Source organism: Myxococcus xanthus (assembly GCF_006402735.1).
GTDB classification, from domain to species: Bacteria; Myxococcota; Myxococcia; order Myxococcales; family Myxococcaceae; genus Myxococcus; species Myxococcus xanthus_A.
This window is the reverse complement of the sequence record NZ_CP017174.1, coordinates 2,182,671-2,196,760: the sequence shown is the minus strand read 5'-3', so window position 1 is coordinate 2,196,760 and position 14,090 is coordinate 2,182,671. Positions and strand designations below refer to the sequence as shown.

Annotated in this window: 12 protein-coding genes, 1 tRNA gene and 2 pseudogenes; 3 read left to right on the top strand and 12 right to left on the bottom strand. The window is 65.4% G+C overall.

The window, feature by feature from the left end:
- Positions 1-16 precede the first annotated feature (16 nt).
- Positions 17-631: a polysaccharide biosynthesis/export family protein gene (locus BHS09_RS09275; protein WP_090491896.1), complete on the top strand. Its 615-nt coding sequence runs from the start codon at positions 17-19 to the stop codon at positions 629-631.
- Positions 632-645: 14 nt separating this feature from the next.
- Here the strand turns inward: BHS09_RS09275 and BHS09_RS09270 are convergent, their stop codons facing one another.
- The 6 genes from BHS09_RS09270 to BHS09_RS09245 form a co-directional block, all read right to left on the bottom strand.
- Positions 646-1,467 (bottom strand): inositol monophosphatase family protein, encoded by an 822-nt coding sequence (locus tag BHS09_RS09270; protein WP_140797710.1) that lies wholly within the window; start codon positions 1,465-1,467, stop codon positions 646-648.
- 11 nt (positions 1,468-1,478) lie between these two features.
- Positions 1,479-2,036: a TlpA family protein disulfide reductase gene (locus BHS09_RS09265; protein WP_140797709.1), complete on the bottom strand. Its 558-nt coding sequence runs from the start codon at positions 2,034-2,036 to the stop codon at positions 1,479-1,481.
- A gap of 1 nt (position 2,037) precedes the next feature.
- On the bottom strand, positions 2,038-3,510 hold the full coding sequence (gene mpl / locus BHS09_RS09260) for a UDP-N-acetylmuramate:L-alanyl-gamma-D-glutamyl-meso-diaminopimelate ligase (RefSeq protein WP_140797708.1): 1,473 nt from the start codon (positions 3,508-3,510) through the stop codon (positions 2,038-2,040).
- Complete coding sequence (locus tag BHS09_RS09255; protein WP_140797707.1) at positions 3,503-4,684, bottom strand: serine hydrolase domain-containing protein; 1,182 nt, start codon at positions 4,682-4,684, stop codon at positions 3,503-3,505. Before BHS09_RS09255 ends, mpl begins: the two co-directional genes overlap by 8 nt.
- Positions 4,681-5,592 (bottom strand): S66 peptidase family protein, encoded by a 912-nt coding sequence (locus BHS09_RS09250; RefSeq protein ID WP_140797706.1) that lies wholly within the window; start codon positions 5,590-5,592, stop codon positions 4,681-4,683. Before BHS09_RS09250 ends, BHS09_RS09255 begins: the two co-directional genes overlap by 4 nt.
- A gap of 108 nt (positions 5,593-5,700) precedes the next feature.
- The gene (locus tag BHS09_RS09245) at positions 5,701-6,984 is read right to left on the bottom strand and encodes an RsmB/NOP family class I SAM-dependent RNA methyltransferase (RefSeq protein ID WP_140797705.1); all 1,284 of its coding nucleotides are present in this window, start codon (positions 6,982-6,984) and stop codon (positions 5,701-5,703) included.
- A gap of 51 nt (positions 6,985-7,035) precedes the next feature.
- On the opposite strand from BHS09_RS09245, the gene BHS09_RS09240 reads away from it, so the two are divergent.
- Both BHS09_RS09240 and BHS09_RS09235 read left to right on the top strand, forming a co-directional pair.
- Positions 7,036-7,108, top strand: a tRNA-Asn gene (locus tag BHS09_RS09240).
- A gap of 611 nt (positions 7,109-7,719) precedes the next feature.
- Positions 7,720-8,196, top strand: coding sequence for a YybH family protein (locus BHS09_RS09235; RefSeq protein ID WP_140797704.1), 477 nt, complete (start codon positions 7,720-7,722; stop codon positions 8,194-8,196).
- A 333-nt stretch (positions 8,197-8,529) separates the two neighbouring features.
- Here BHS09_RS09235 and BHS09_RS09230 read toward each other — a convergent pair.
- From BHS09_RS09230 to BHS09_RS09205, 6 genes and pseudogenes are all read right to left on the bottom strand, one after another.
- A protein-coding gene (locus BHS09_RS09230) for an IS5 family transposase (protein ID WP_140797703.1) occupies positions 8,530-9,335 on the bottom strand; the annotation gives its coding sequence in 2 pieces (ribosomal slippage) (positions 8,530-8,990 and positions 8,990-9,335; 807 coding nt in all).
- Between the two features lie 184 nt (positions 9,336-9,519).
- On the bottom strand, positions 9,520-10,212 hold the full coding sequence (locus tag BHS09_RS09225; RefSeq protein ID WP_140797702.1) for a peptide arginase family protein: 693 nt from the start codon (positions 10,210-10,212) through the stop codon (positions 9,520-9,522).
- Positions 10,213-10,610: 398 nt separating this feature from the next.
- A pseudogene (locus tag BHS09_RS09220) lies at positions 10,611-10,990 on the bottom strand (hypothetical protein); the annotation flags it as partial.
- Between the two features lie 184 nt (positions 10,991-11,174).
- The gene (locus BHS09_RS09215) at positions 11,175-12,308 is read right to left on the bottom strand and encodes a hypothetical protein (RefSeq protein WP_140797701.1); all 1,134 of its coding nucleotides are present in this window, start codon (positions 12,306-12,308) and stop codon (positions 11,175-11,177) included.
- 380 nt (positions 12,309-12,688) lie between these two features.
- Positions 12,689-12,883 (bottom strand): annotated as a pseudogene (locus tag BHS09_RS09210) (hypothetical protein); the annotation flags it as partial.
- A 72-nt stretch (positions 12,884-12,955) separates the two neighbouring features.
- Positions 12,956-13,759: a hypothetical protein gene (locus BHS09_RS09205; RefSeq protein WP_140797700.1), complete on the bottom strand. Its 804-nt coding sequence runs from the start codon at positions 13,757-13,759 to the stop codon at positions 12,956-12,958.
- Between the last annotated feature and the right edge of the window lie 331 nt (positions 13,760-14,090).

The following is a 14,090-nucleotide window of genomic DNA, read 5'->3' as shown; positions in this document are numbered from 1 at the left end:
TCTGTCCCTCCTGGAGATGAACAGCTTCCGCGCCGCCCTCACCGCGCTGTCCCTGATGACGCTGCCCGCCTGCTTCGGCACGTCGCAGCGCCCGCCGCCGCCCGCGCCCACGCCCGCCGCGGAGGCGGAAGCCGCGCGCTCCAGCGGCGGCAAGCTGGGGCCCGGAGACGTCGTGGAGGTGCGCGTCTTCCAGGAGCCCGAGCACTCCGGCACCTGGCGCCTGTCCAGCGAGGGCACCATCGACTACCCGCTGTGCGGCAAGGTGCCGCTGTCGGGGACCACGCCCAGCTCGGCGGCGGACCAGCTGCGGGACTGCCTGGCGCGCTACGTGCGCCGCCCGCAGGTGTCGGTGCTCATCCGCGAGTACAACTCGCAGAAGGTGTTCGTCTTCGGCGAAGTGCAGAAGCCGGGCACCTTCCCCGTGGACAACGAGATGTCCATCGTCCAGGCGATTACGCTGGCCGGCGGCTTCACCAAGCTGGCGGCGAAGAACAACACGCTGGTGACGCGCGTGGTGGACGGGCAGGAGCGCAAGATTCGCGTACCCGTGGAGGACATCGGCGTGGGGCGGGAGAAGAACTTCATGCTCCAGCCCGGCGACATCGTCTTCGTGCCGGAGAGCTTCTTCTAGCCTTCGCCTGAGCCTCAGCCGCGCGGAGGCTGTTCGCGCAGCCCGTCCACGAAGTGCTTCGCCTCGGACAGCAGCGCCGGGGCCAGCGCGGGCGCGGAGGCAATCACGTCACCGCGCAGCACGTCGAAGGGCTCGCCGGAGATGTGGCGGATGACGCCGCCCGCCTCCTCCACCAGCAGCGAGCCCGCGGCGATGTCCCACGGCTTCAAGCCGAACTCGAAGAAGCCGTCGAAGCGGCCCGCGGCCACGTAGGCCAGGTCCATGGCGGCGCTGCCCGTGCGGCGCATGCCCTGCGCGTGGAGGATGAGGCGGGTGAAGAGGCCCACCGGCCCATCCGGGCGCTCGCGCACGTCGTAGGGGAAGCCCGTGCAGAGCAGCGCCCGGTCCAACGAGGACACGGTGCTGGCGCGCAGCGGACGGCCGTTGAGCGTGGCGCCCTGCCCGCGCGCGGCGGAGAACAGCTCGTCCAGCATCGGGTCATAGACGACGCCGGCCAGCACGCCGCCGGGGCCCTCCACCGCCACGCTGACGCAGAAGTGCGGCACGCGGTGCGAATAGTTGGTGGTGCCGTCCAGCGGGTCCACCAGCCAGCGCAGGCTGTCGGTGCCCTGCGTGGCGCCGCTCTCCTCCGCGAGGATGGCATGGTCGGGGTGGCGCTCGCGGATGAAGGCCAGCAGCGCTTCCTCGGAGGCCTTGTCCGCGTCCGTCACCAGGTCGATGCCACCCTTGAACTCGATGGTGCGCTCGCCCAGGAACCGGTCCGCGAGAATGCGGCCAGCGAGCCGGGCGCCCTCCTCGGCGGTGCGGCGCAGGCTGTCGGGCGAGTCCTGGGACATGACGCTCTCCTCTACGGGGTGGGCTCGGCGAGCAGCGCCTCGAGCTCCGTCTGGTACTTCGCGAGGAACTCCTCGGCGAAGCCTTCATGGACGTGGCGCACCACGCCCTTGCGGTCGATGAAATACGTGGTGGGCATGCCCCGCACCTTGAGGGTGCGCTCGGCCACCTGGGCGTTCTGGTCCAGGAGGATGGGCAGCGTCACCTTCGTCTCCGCCAGGAAGGTGGGGATGGCGCGCGGGTCCTCGTCGATGTTGAGCGCGTACACCTTCAGGCCCTGGGCCGCGTACTCGTTCGCGAGGTCCTGGTAGTAGGGCAGCGCGTCCTTGCAGGGCTCGCACCAGGTGGCCCACACGTCGAGCACCACCACGCTGCCCCGGTCCGAGGCGAGGTCATATGACTCGCCGCCGGGATAGCGCTTCACCTGGAAGTCCAGCGGCTGCGAGCCCTTGAGCCCGCTGCGCTTTGAAGCCCCCTGCCCCTCCGGCCCCGGCGGCGGAATGGAGGGAGCGCGCGCACAGCCGGACAGCGCGAGCGCTCCAACGACGACGGCGAATGGCAGGCGCGACATGTCAGGCTCCCTTCTGCGCACGGGCCGAGAGAGCCGCGAGCACCTTGTCGATGAAACCACCAAAGGCCCCGTTGCTCATCACCAGCAGCACGTCGCCGGGACGGGCCTCGCGGGCGGCCAGGTCCACCAGGACCTGCACGTCCGTGGCACCCTCGGCGTCAATGCCCTGGGCCTGGAGGTCGATGACGAGCTTGCGCACGTCCAGTTCCTCGCCCACGGGCACCTTGTCGTGGCGCTCGGGCACCTTGAGGCTGGCGCGGGCCGCGCCGGTGAAGGCGTGGGCGTAGTCCTCCTGGTGGATGTTGCGGCGGCTGGTGTTGGAGCGCGGCTCGAAAATCGCCCACAGCCGCCGCTCCGGGTAGCGGTGGTGGATGGCGGCGATGGTCTCCCGCACGGCCGTCGGGTGGTGCGCGAAGTCGTCAATCACCATGACACCGTCCGGCTCGCCGCGAAGCTCCTGCCGGCGCTTCACGCCGCTGAAGGTGGCCAGCCCCTGGGCGATTTCGTCGAAGGTGAGCCCCAGGCCCTGCGCCGCCGCGATGACGGCCAGTGCGTTCTCCACGTTGTGCGCGCCGCCCATGGGAAGCTGCACCGTGCCCTGCACCTCGCCGCGCGCCACCACGTCGAAGCGCGCGCCGTCCGGGCCGAAGGACAGGTTGCGCGGCGTGTAGTCCGCGTCCGCGCCCTCCTTCGCGACGTACGTCACCACGCGCCCCGGACAGCCCTCGCGCGCCAGCTTCACCGCGTTGGGATAGGCGGCGCAGACGACGAGCTGCCCGTCCTGAGGGATGAGCCGGACGAACTTCTCGAACGTCGCCTCGTAGTGCGGCAAGTCGCGGAAGATGTCCGCGTGGTCGAACTCCACGCTGGTGAGGATGGCGGTGCGCGGCCGGTAGTGGAGGAACTTGGAGCCCTTGTCCCAGTACGCGGTGTCGTACTCGTCGCCCTCGACGACGAAGTGCGCCCCCTTCCCCACGCGGTAGTTGCCCGCGTAGTTCTGCGTGACGCCGCCCACGAGGAAGGACGGGTCCTTGCCCGCCGCCACCAGCACGTGGGCCATGAGCGAGGACGTGGTCGTCTTCCCGTGCGTGCCAGCCACGACGACGGAGTGCGAGCGGTCCAGGAAGAGCGAGCCCAGCGCGGCGGGGAAGCTCATCTGCTTGAGACCGCGCTCGCGCACGGCGGTGGCCTCGGGATTCACGCGGCGGATGACGTTGCCGATGATGACGAGGTCCGGTTTCGCCGCGTCCAGGTTCTCCGGACGGTACGGCGTGGAAGCGGGGATGCCCCACGTCCGGAGCATGTCGCTCATGGGCGGGTAGACATTCTCGTCGCTGCCGGTGACGTCGTAGCCGGCGGCCTTGAGCATGCCGGCGAAGGAGCCCATGCCCGTGCCAGCCACGCCCACCAGGTGGATGCGGCGCACGCTGCCGGGTTCGAGGGTGTCGAGGACGTTTCCGTTGTCGTCAGCCATGGTGTCCCTGCTTCGTTTCAGTGAGCTCGAGCGCCTCCACGACGAAGTCATGGAAGAGCGGTCGGAAATCTCGGATGCGCGTTTCCTGGCGGCCGTTGGCCACGCGGTTCGTCACCAGCGCCACCACCAGCGAGCGGCGCAGGTCCACCCAGAGGCTGGTGCCGGTGAAGCCCAGGTGCCCCACCGCGCCCGGCGGGGTGTCGCCAATGTAGTGCCCGGCGCTGGACACGCCCTCGGAGGGCGAGTCGAAGCCCATGGAGCGGGTGCTGGCCTGCACCTTCGAGTCCGTGGCCAGCGCGCGGTGCCACAGCGGCCCCGGCGCGATGACGGCTCCGCCCGCGCAGCCGTCCAGCACGGCCTGGCCGAAGCGGGCCACGTCCACGGCGGTGCCGAAGAGGCCCGCGTGGCCGGCGACACCGTCCATCACCCAGGCGTTGTCGTCGTCCACTTCGCCCGGGCGCGTGGACTGGGTGGGCACGTCCTTCCACAGCGTCTCCTGCCCCGGAGCCGGCTCCCGCGGGCGGGTGGCGCCGGTGGGCGCGGGCATGGTGTCCGCGGGGAAGTCGGTGAGGCGGTGGAAGCGGGCGCTGAGGCCCAGGGGCTCGGCGACGTGGCGGGAGAAGAGCGTGTCCAGCGGAGCGCCCGCGGCCCGCGAGAGGATTTCGCCCAGGAGAATGAAGCCAACGTCGCTGTAGGCGGCGCGCGTCCTGGGCTCGGCGGCGAGCGGCGTGGCGGCGGCGGCCTGGATGACCTCGTCGCGGACGTGGGCGCGCAGGGCGGAGGGACAGTCCGCGTCCAGCAGCTCGGGGTGCGCGGTGAGCGCCTGCGCGAAGAAGGGCACGAAGGGCGGCAGGCCGGAGCGGTGGTAGAGCAGGTCCGCCACGGTGACGCCCGCGTCGCCCACGGGCGTGCCCGGGAAGTAGCGGGACACCAGCGTCTCCGGGCCCACCTTCCCTTCCGTCCAGAGGCGGAGGAAGAGCGAGGTGGTGCTGATGACCTTGGTGAGCGACGCCAGGTCGAAGCGCGTGTCGCCGGAGACCTTGCCCGCGACGCCGCCGAACACCTGGACGCCCCGGTGCAGCACGACGGCCTGGGCCGAGGGGAAGACGCCCAGGTCACAGGCGTCATTGAGGACCTTCTGCAGAATCGCGATGGGGTGGGTACCGCCACTCATGCCCGCACGGCTCCTTCGAGGAAGGTGAGGCGCGCGGCATCCGCGTCCAGGCGGACCTGGGTGCCGAGCGCCACGGGGTAGTTGATGTCACCGTGGCCGATGGGGAAGCCCGCCGCGCAGGGAAGGCCCGCCTCGCGCGCGAGCTCACGGAGCACGTCGGCGCTGGAGTAGTCCGCGCCCTTCTCCTCGCACCCGGTGAAGTCGCCCAGGACGATGCCTCGCACGCGGGAGAAGACACCCGCCAGGCGCAGGTGGGTCCACATGCGGTCGATGCGGTACGGGCGCTCGGTGACGTCCTCCAGCAGCAGCACCGCGCCGTCGAGCGGCGGCATGTACGAGGTGCCGATGAGGCGCGACAGCACGGACAGGTTGCCGCCCACGAGGTGCCCCTCCGCCATGCCGGGCACGTAGGTCGCCGAGCCCGTCAGCGGGGGCGGCGCCTCGGGGGACTCGAGGAGTCGGAACAGGTACTCGCACACCGCGGGAGGCTGCCGGCCGAGCTGCGTGAGGACGGGCCCGTGGAAGGAGACGCGCCCCAGCGCCTGGAGCGCGCCGTGGACGGAGGTGAGGTCGGAGAAGCCGACGAAGGCCGCGTGCGAGGCGTCCGCGAAGGGAAGGTCCGGCAGGAGCCGGGCGCTGCCGTAGCCACCGCGGGCGATGAAGATGCCGCGGGCGTCCCGGTCCAACAGGGCGCGCGACAGCTCCCCGCCCCGGCGCGCGTCATCCCCCGCGAGGTAGCGGTGGGCGGAGAAGATGTCGGGGCCATGGACGGGGCTGTAGCGCTCCGCGATGACGGACAGGCCGGCCTCGAAGCTCGGGCGGTCGAAGGGCCCGGAGGGGGCGACGACATGCACGGCGTCGCGAGGACGGAGCGGAAGGGGCTTGAGCCAGCGCACGGGGCGCTTCATAGCACCCGGGGCCCGAGGGGTACGGTGATTCGAGGCCCGGGCGGGCGAAGCGTTGAGTTCCCCCGTCCGTCGGGACACGGACACTGCGACCGCCTGTCACCCCCGCCCCTATCCTGCCGACCGCTCCAGGACGGCCGCGAAGAAGGCGTCCGTGCCATGCCGGTGGGGCGCGACGAAGAGGAATCCGTCGCGGAGACACGCGTCGGAGAGCCACCCCGCCCCGGGCCGTACGAGGCGGAAGTCCGGGCGCGAAGCCAGGAAGGCGGCGACGACGTCCTCATTCTCCGCGCGGTTGACGGTGCAGGTGGCATAGACGAGCCGCCCGCCGGGGCGCACCAGGCGGGCCCCACGCTGGAGGATGTCCTGCTGGAGCGCCGGAAACCGGGTGAGCACCTCCGGCTGGATGCGGAAGCGCTGGTCGGGGCCCCGGCGCAGGGAGCCCAGCTCCGAGCATGGCGCGTCCACGAGCACCCGATCCGCGTCCAGACCCTCGGGAAGGCTCCGGAGCACCTGGACTCGGGTGAGGTGAGCCTGGGCGGAGCGCTGGAGGAGCCGGTCGAGCCGCTCGGGGTCCGGGTCATAGGCCAGGAGCCGCCCCGAGTCCTTCATGTCCGCGCCCAGTTGGAGCGTCTTGCCGCCCGCGCCAGCACAGAGGTCCAGCACCGTCTCTCCGGGCCGGGCCTCCACGAGGAGCCCCAGGAGCTGGCTGCCCTCGTCCTGGACCTCGAACAGCCCCTCCTGGAGGGAGCGGAGGCCATAGAGGTTGGGCCGGGGACCCTCGATATGGAGCGCCAGCGGGCTCCAGGGGCCGGGGCGCGTCTCGACGCCCTCGGAGCGAAGCCGCTCGGCAAGGGCCTCCCGCGAGGTGCGCAGGACGTTGGCCCGGAGGGTGATGGGCCCGGGGACGTTCAGGTGGGCGCAGAAGTCGTCGGCCTCGGGACCGAACTCCCGGGTGAAGTGCTCGGCGAGCCAATCCGGGAGCGAGGCACGGAGCGCGAGCGTGGGGGGGAGCGCCGAAACCAACGGGGGCGGCGCCTCATCCCCGAGCCCGGCCAGGGCGGCGGACTCCACAGCCGGGACGCCCGAGAGGCCGTGCATCAAGGCATGGAGCAGAAAGGGAGGGGCGGCATCCTCGCGGCCCAGGAGGAACCGAAGGCGGCGCCGCCAGAGCCCGACGTTGAAGACGGCCTCCTTGAGGGCCTGGCGCTGCTCTCGGGTCAGGGAGCGATGGCCACGTAGAGTACGGTCGAGCACGCGCTCAGCGGCGGAGTCGGCGAGCACCTGGGTGATGGCATCGGCCGCCACGAGGCCCAGGCCGTCGAGTGCGGACCAGGGCTGGAGACGAAGCCGGGAGAGCGGATCAAAAGGGACTGTTGACAGAGCGGGCACCATTCTCTAGAAAGCGCCTCATCACGGCAACGCGGTTCCGCCGTGAGGACATATTCCCCGATAGCTCAGCCGGTAGAGCGGGTGACTGTTAATCACTAGGTCCGTGGTTCGAGTCCACGTCGGGGAGCTGAACGAAGGGCCCTACCAACCGGTAGGGCCCTTTTGTTTTACACGGGCCTCGCGATGAAAGTCGCGGGGCCTTCGTGCTTAAGTCCCTGAATCACAAGGGATTTTGGCTCGCGGTGCTGAAGAGGGCCCTCTCGGCTCTCAGCCTCGCAGAGCGAGATGCCCCCTCTTCTCCGCCGCCGATTGGGCTCTCTGGACCGCTCTTTCACCCGTTTTGGGGAGAGAGAGGCCGAGAGTGGTTAACAGGTGCTGTTAACTTTTGGGGAGGCGGTTAACAACATTCCCCTGAAGACCCGCTCTTTCCGCTCTGGGGTTTCTGGGAAGGCGTCTCTCTCTGCTTTTTGATTTCATCTCTCACCTGCTTTGCTGGTCCTCAAGGGGGGGCAACGCACGCCCTGCGGCGACCCTCTCAATCAATACTCTAAGTGAAGGTGCCTTCAGAGGCCCCGGATCAGCCGCCTCCGCCGCCGTTTCACGGGGGGTGCTCGCCCTTCTCGCGAGGCGGCCGGCCCACCCTTCCAGAGCCCCCCGAGAGCGCTAAGACTCTGCTTCTATGGCGTTCGCTCCAACTCATTCGGCGCCACACCCACCACCCACCCGTGATCGAGGTCCATGAGCCGCCATAGCCTTCCGTTCGTCGTCCTCGGCTTGATGCTGTTGCCTGAGCCACTTATGGCGCAGAGCACCTCAGCACCTGCCGCATCCGTACGACTTCCCGATGTCGCATTGCCACCTGCGCTGGACCGCGTGCTGCGCGACTACGAGCGTGCATGGCGCGCAGGCGATGCGGCCGCACTTGCCTCGCTGTTCGCGGAGGATGGGTTCGTACTACAGAGCAATCGCCCGCCTGTCCGTGGTCGTGCGGCCATCCGGGCCGCCTATGAGGGCCAAGGAGGCGGTCCATTGCAGCTACGTGCGCTTGCGTTTGCCACCGAAAGCACCAGCGGCTACATCATCGGCGCATACGGTTACGGCAATAGAGCCGACGACACGGGAAAATTCACCCTCACCCTGCGTCGTGCACCCGGTGGGCCGTGGCTGATCGTCTCGGACATGGACAACGCGAACGCACCGCCACGACAGCGGTAGCTCCACGCCGCGCGTGGATGACGCGAACGCCGCCAGAAAAACCGCCGGCAGTTATCGCCTGAGCCCCTCGTCCAGCACCAGCTTCACCGCGCCGTCCTTGAACTTCCGGCGCGACCTCCGGAGCTTCTTCTGCTTCGCGTCACTCGCCGACATTGGACACCCTTTCCATCAGATCTTGGGTGTCTACGGAATCGGGGGCAGGCTCACTCGCTACTGCGCCCACGATGAGCGGCAGTTCCTCCATGCCGCGCGGGGAATGCCAAATACCCAAGAGGGTCCAGAGCGAGCTGAACGGCAGTGTGTTCGATGCCTCTGACTTCCGCTGGGCGCTGCTCACCCTTTACCAGGACAGAGGCGACGGAGGAGCATGATGCAGCAGCCAAGGACGAGGAAGCCGAAGTGAACATCATCCCTGCGCTCGTCGCGGACACGAAGGCGGCGCAGTTGGTTCTTCCACGCCAAGGTGCGCTCCACCACCCAACGGTAGCGGCCCAACCGCTCCTTGGACTCAACCCCCGGACGTGCGATGCGAGCGGCGATGCCGCGCAGGCGAAGCCCGCTCCGGTTCTTCCTGGAGGCGTACGCCTTGTCGCCGTGGAGTTTTGCCGGGCGAAAGCGGCGCTGCCCAGAAGGCATCCGCACTGCGGGCACGGAGTCGACGAGCGGGAAGAGTTCGTGCGTGTCGTGCACGTTGGCTGCTGTCACCGACTCGGTGAAAGGCAGGCCGTGGGCCTCTACGAGAAGATGATGCTTGCTACCCGCCTTCGCTCTATCCGTCGGGCTTGGGCCCGTGAGGGCCCCCTTTTTGACGCCCGCACGGACGAGGAGTCGATGGAGGCGCGGGAGAAGTCCACCTTGCCGCGAAGCCCCAACTCATCCAGTAGCCTCTCCTGGAGCTTTTCCCACACGCCGGCCCGGGTCCACTCCTCCAACCTGCGCCAGGCCGTCATGCCTGACAGGCCGAGCTGCTTGCGAGGCAGCATCTCCCACGGGATGCCGCTTCGAAGCACGAAGACGATGGCCTCAAGCGCCGCCCTGTCGTCCGCACGAGGACGACCCAGCTTCTTCTTGGGCCGAGGCGGAGGCAGCAGCGGCGCCACGCGCTGCCAGAAGGCGTCGGGAACGAGTTCGCGGACCATGCTCCTCAAGCTGGAGACGGCCCTTGCTACTGACCAGTCCGGTCCGCACTTTCGTTAGGCGTTGTAAAGGAAGCTCTCCAGCTCTCCCTCCAACCGCTTCAACTGTGTTGGCGTCATGCCTAGGGAACAGTCCGCCCACCCTCACGCATTCTGAAAGTGACCGAGTGGAATTAGTTCAGATTCGTCAGCAATTGTGCGTGGACCGCCATTGCACTATTCGTGGAACAACGAGCCCGGCGAGGTGACGCGTATCGGCGGCGGTACCCGAGTAGTCAAATGAAAGCGACACCGTTACAAGGTCAGCACGTTCGATGACGGGGCGAACATTCTGAAGAAAGCCATCAATCTCGTCGTCGGTCCAGAGATCCCCGGTTGCCCACTTGTTCGTTCGATTGAACAAGTCAAGGCAAAGGTCGAAGATTATGGGATCTTCGAACCGGACCGAGGCAAGCTGGCCGGGGTCGTTGTGAACGTATTGGCGGGCTCCTGTGGCGATGAGCAGCTGTTCATCAAGGCCCACCTCAGTGTCCGTCTGCCTGCAAAAGAAGTGCACCTCTGTCACGAGCTTTCGGATCACGGCTGGCGCGATAAACGAGTCAAACTGAATGAACTCTTTGTTGCGAACCATCGCCTCGATCTCCACGAGGTCGGCGGCTAGAAGTCTGGCTCGCTCTTCCTCGCGTTCATAAAAGTCATTGACACCATCCCAATGGTGGTCAGCATGGATTAGTGAAAAGCGTTCGATCCCGCGCTCACGGCCGAAGCGCGTCCAAACGAGGAATGCCCAGCGATGATTATCCATGAGCCACACGTCCGCTCCGAGGTCCGACAGAAATTCGTCATCGGCCTTGAGTTGACTGAAGTCGACTTCCCTCATCGTCTTATCCGTTCTATGTGCAGTCGAAATCCGAAGCCCCGAATCTTGTTGACCATCAGGGGTACATACCACGGAATGCCACTGTCTGAATTGAGTCTGGCTGGCGGCCCGTAGAAAGGCGGAAGGTCCGCTTCATACGCCCGGCAGATTCGGCCTTTGTCGATCATGAACATGCAGCCGACAGGCTGACCAGACCAGTCTTCAAGGATGGTTTCGATGAACTCGGAGGCCCACTTCGCTTCTCCCCAAAACCATTTTGATACGCCTTCTAAGTGCGCGACTCACGCAGCCGGGAGCAACTCAGCCAGGCTGCACTTCACCCTGACCACTGTCGCCTGCCACAATGAGAAGTGCGCGCCAGCCAATACCGCCTGGCGCGCGCAGGGAGGAAGCCGCAGTCAAGGCCGGTACCGCTCCACCTCGTGGAAGAACTGCGTGAGCGAGTAGTCCAGCAGCGACTGGCAGGACTGCATGTACCGGCGGGCGCGGAGGAAGGGTAGCCAGACGCGCTTGCCCACCCGCACCTGGGACTCTTCCATCTTCTGCCGCAGCACCCATGTCCCGCCCAACCGCCGCACTAGCACATCTCCCAGACAGACTCCGAGCGCCGGTGCGGTGTGTCCATCGATGAGGTGCCGCTCGTACCGTTCGGGGAAGTCTTCCCTCCAGAAGTAGAAGTCGAGGTCCGTGAGCGGTGAGGGCCTCGGGCGCCTCGTCGAAAAATGTTGGGCGCTTTGGTGTGCAGTGCCGGCACGAGGCTCTCGGACAGGTCGCCGTAGTAACCGTTACGGCGACGCACCGGATCCGTGCCGTCCTCAGACATCTGCCAAGTAACTCCAACTGACACCTATAGCAAAGCATGCGGGTCCTCGGTCGTACGGAAGCACGCATCCAGTTTGCTACTCTGCTCCCCTCTCAGTTCCACCACCTCACGCACGTTCAACGCGCGAGGCTCGACGGAATCAGACCGGCTGCACCCGCCATGCATCTGTAACCCAGCTCATTAGGAACACCGACAAGAAATCCTGCCCATAAAGTGGATGATCAATAAAAGTGTAACTCGGAACTACTGTTGAGGCCGATTCCGGGCGCTTGCCAATAGGCTGCTGCAGGCGGTCTGCCAAAGAGAAGCGCAGGAGCTGCTTGAGGCGTCGCTGATCCGGTGAGTCAGGGCCGAGCACCGTATGCACAGCAAGATATGGGCTGCCGTTTCTCCTGATAGCCCCCAACAGTCGCTCTCGGGCACTGCTATCTGAAGGAGGAAACCGATAACCAATAAAAACAATGGCATCGGCCTCTCGAATAGACTCAATGGCAAGGTCCCAAAGCTGAGCAAGCCAACCAGCCGAGACAGCCCTCTTGAGCGGACCTGGGCTAGCAATGGCCAACTCATGATCCTCACACACGAGTGAGAAATCGGGAGCCATGCCTGTTTCAACAGAAACAATTTCATCACCAGTAGGCTGCTCGGTAAAGGGGCCTGGCCCTTGACGAACCACTTTCCAGTCCACGCTACCATGCAGCTTCAGCAATCTGGCCGCGGGACTCTGGCTCGCCCTACCCTCTCCTAGCCCTACGACTCTGATCGTTTTCGAACGTGCGCCAAGCATCTCAGGCACGCAATCATAATTAAACGTAATGACCGTATCATTTCCCCCGAGCTGCTCTGCCCATTTAACAAACGGCTCCCAGCGCTCGGTATCCACATTCACATTTGACAGAAACGCAGAACAGGATCCTGCAATCAGACGCTTGGCAGCCCCAGACAACGCAAAGGCATCCTCCTTTGTGACCAAAGGATGTGGACCATGCATCGGGTGAAACCACATCGAGATGATGTAAGCGAGCCGCTTGAAGGCGGCGGAGTTGGGCCCACCTGCGGCAGCAACATCCAGATACTCAAGGAACTCCTCCGCATCACTCCAAATAAGCTCGCCGACAATGTCCGCAAAGGAGGCAACTGGCTTGCGCCCGTCTCTAAAGCGACACCCGTATCCGTAGAGATCCAATACGAGATCGTACCGGCTGGCATCCAGCTTTTTATAGACCTTCTTTGGGTAAGAAGCCTCGAGGTGGTTCCGAACCTCAAAGCGCATCAACTCGGGCAGCAGTGGCCCCCCCAAGGGGCTTGCTGAAACCTGCACCGAGAATCCAAACTCGCCTTTTCATTTAGTAAGCCTACTCGAAAGGTTTCGCGACATGGTACTGGGATCGTTCAGAGAACAGCACCTGTCAACAACTTGCTCGCTGCGTCATGAGAGCATCTAGTCCGCAGCCCCATCCATGATGCCGAGCGAGCGCTGCGCTAAGAAGGCAGACCTATTGACGGAGACTCAAGCGCACCAGGAACCGAGGCAGAACTCGGTAAGTTGACTAGCTGAGCCTACCCCTAACGTCATCATACCCCACGCGAGTGACCACGCCGCAATCAGCGCACCAGTCAACACCCACCACTGCCCACATGTCGAATTTCCGGTTACTCACGATGCCGCTCCACCTCATGGAAGAACTGGGTGAGCGAGTACTCCAACAGCGACTCGCGCGACTGCATGTACCGGCGCGCGCGGAGGAAGGGCAGCCAGACGCGCTTCCCAACGCGCACCTGGGACTTCTCCAGCTTCTGCCGCAGCACCCACGTCCCGCTCAGCCGCCGCGACAGAATGTCTCCCAGGTTGGTGACGTGTCCTAACGTTTCGGGCCACCAGGAGCGTGAGAGAATGCCGCCTCCGGCACCCGGTGGCACTCACCGATGTCGTCTGCAGAAACCATAGTTCCGGGGATGCGGCGCAAATCTGCAGCCCGGCTCCCTGCATTTTTGCTCTGACGAAACACGGCGATGGTAGCCACAAAACCCAAAGTTGCCTGGTCGCGCAGGATAGTCACAGTCCGACTCTCGGCAAGCAAGAGCATTTGATTCCGGCTCCAAATCAAATCTAGGAACTTCTGCAACCTCAAGGTCAAGCGTGGCAAATCTGTTCGGGATAAGCCGTCCGGCTTCAACGAGAGCGTCCGAATCAATGTCCCGTTCATCCATCAACTCGCGAATCGCCCGATTCACTGACGCATCACTGATCTCACCAGCCCTGCCTGGCTTCTTACGCGCAACTAGATAAATGGTCGTCTGGCGAGCTGCGGGCCATGCCCCATTGCTTCCTGCCACCGCATTAGCACAGCACAGAGCGCTGTTGCGTTTCAATGCCCCAATGATTCGATGTGCTGCCCGTTCCCACCCTCCTCTTCTCAATCGAGCTGTTGAGCTTCGAAATAGGGCCATGGCATGTGTGGAGGGTGCAGAATCAAAACTCTTGAGGCGGACCTTCCATCGATTCTTGAGCAACTCCGCAGCGCCCCCAGCGCGCCCCAGATACACTTCGATCTGGCGCAGTTCGCAATCGAGTGCCTCCGGCAGACCATGAATCGCTTGAATGATAGTGCCAACAGCATCTCGGAAGCCAAACAGTTCAGGCGCCACATCAATGGCATCCTGGATCTCTACTGAGCCAAATGCATCGATATCCCTAAGCGGAAACAGCTTGGGCCTCTCCATGATCCTCCCCCGAGCACAACAGCAGTCCGTACAACTCCGTGGTCTATTATACCACTCCATGGTTGCAATGCAGTAGACTGCGGACGAACTATAGGGGCGCACCGCAAGGGGTTATCTTGACCCGGGGGCCGCGCGTGCGCTGGGTGAAGACAGCGGCTATGTCCCAGCCGGTAGTTCCGGTACCTCTCTGGCCCATGTGGGTGGATACCACAAAGGTAGGCGAGGGCCGGTAGGCGCCCCGCGAGGGGAAGGCTCTTCCTCTGAGAGGTGTCTCGGGCGTCCCAGGGAAGAAGAGGGTGGAGGACTCCTCGCATCACCCTTCTGGCATACT

Excerpts from the sequence above, each read along its gene's own strand:
- BHS09_RS09275 (WP_090491896.1), top strand. The coding sequence starts at position 17 with ATGAACAGCTTCCGCGCCGCCCTCACCGCGCTGTCCCTGATGACGCTG.
- BHS09_RS09270 (WP_140797710.1), bottom strand. The coding sequence starts at position 1,467 with ATGTCCCAGGACTCGCCCGACAGCCTGCGCCGCACCGCCGAGGAGGGC.
- BHS09_RS09265 (WP_140797709.1), bottom strand. The coding sequence starts at position 2,036 with ATGTCGCGCCTGCCATTCGCCGTCGTCGTTGGAGCGCTCGCGCTGTCC.
- mpl (WP_140797708.1), bottom strand. The coding sequence starts at position 3,510 with ATGGCTGACGACAACGGAAACGTCCTCGACACCCTCGAACCCGGCAGC.
- BHS09_RS09255 (WP_140797707.1), bottom strand. The coding sequence starts at position 4,684 with ATGAGTGGCGGTACCCACCCCATCGCGATTCTGCAGAAGGTCCTCAAT.
- BHS09_RS09250 (WP_140797706.1), bottom strand. The coding sequence starts at position 5,592 with ATGAAGCGCCCCGTGCGCTGGCTCAAGCCCCTTCCGCTCCGTCCTCGC.
- BHS09_RS09245 (WP_140797705.1), bottom strand. The coding sequence starts at position 6,984 with ATGGTGCCCGCTCTGTCAACAGTCCCTTTTGATCCGCTCTCCCGGCTT.
- BHS09_RS09235 (WP_140797704.1), top strand. The coding sequence starts at position 7,720 with ATGAGCCGCCATAGCCTTCCGTTCGTCGTCCTCGGCTTGATGCTGTTG.
- BHS09_RS09225 (WP_140797702.1), bottom strand. The coding sequence starts at position 10,212 with ATGAGGGAAGTCGACTTCAGTCAACTCAAGGCCGATGACGAATTTCTG.
- BHS09_RS09215 (WP_140797701.1), bottom strand. The coding sequence starts at position 12,308 with ATGCGCTTTGAGGTTCGGAACCACCTCGAGGCTTCTTACCCAAAGAAG.
- BHS09_RS09205 (WP_140797700.1), bottom strand. The coding sequence starts at position 13,759 with ATGGAGAGGCCCAAGCTGTTTCCGCTTAGGGATATCGATGCATTTGGC.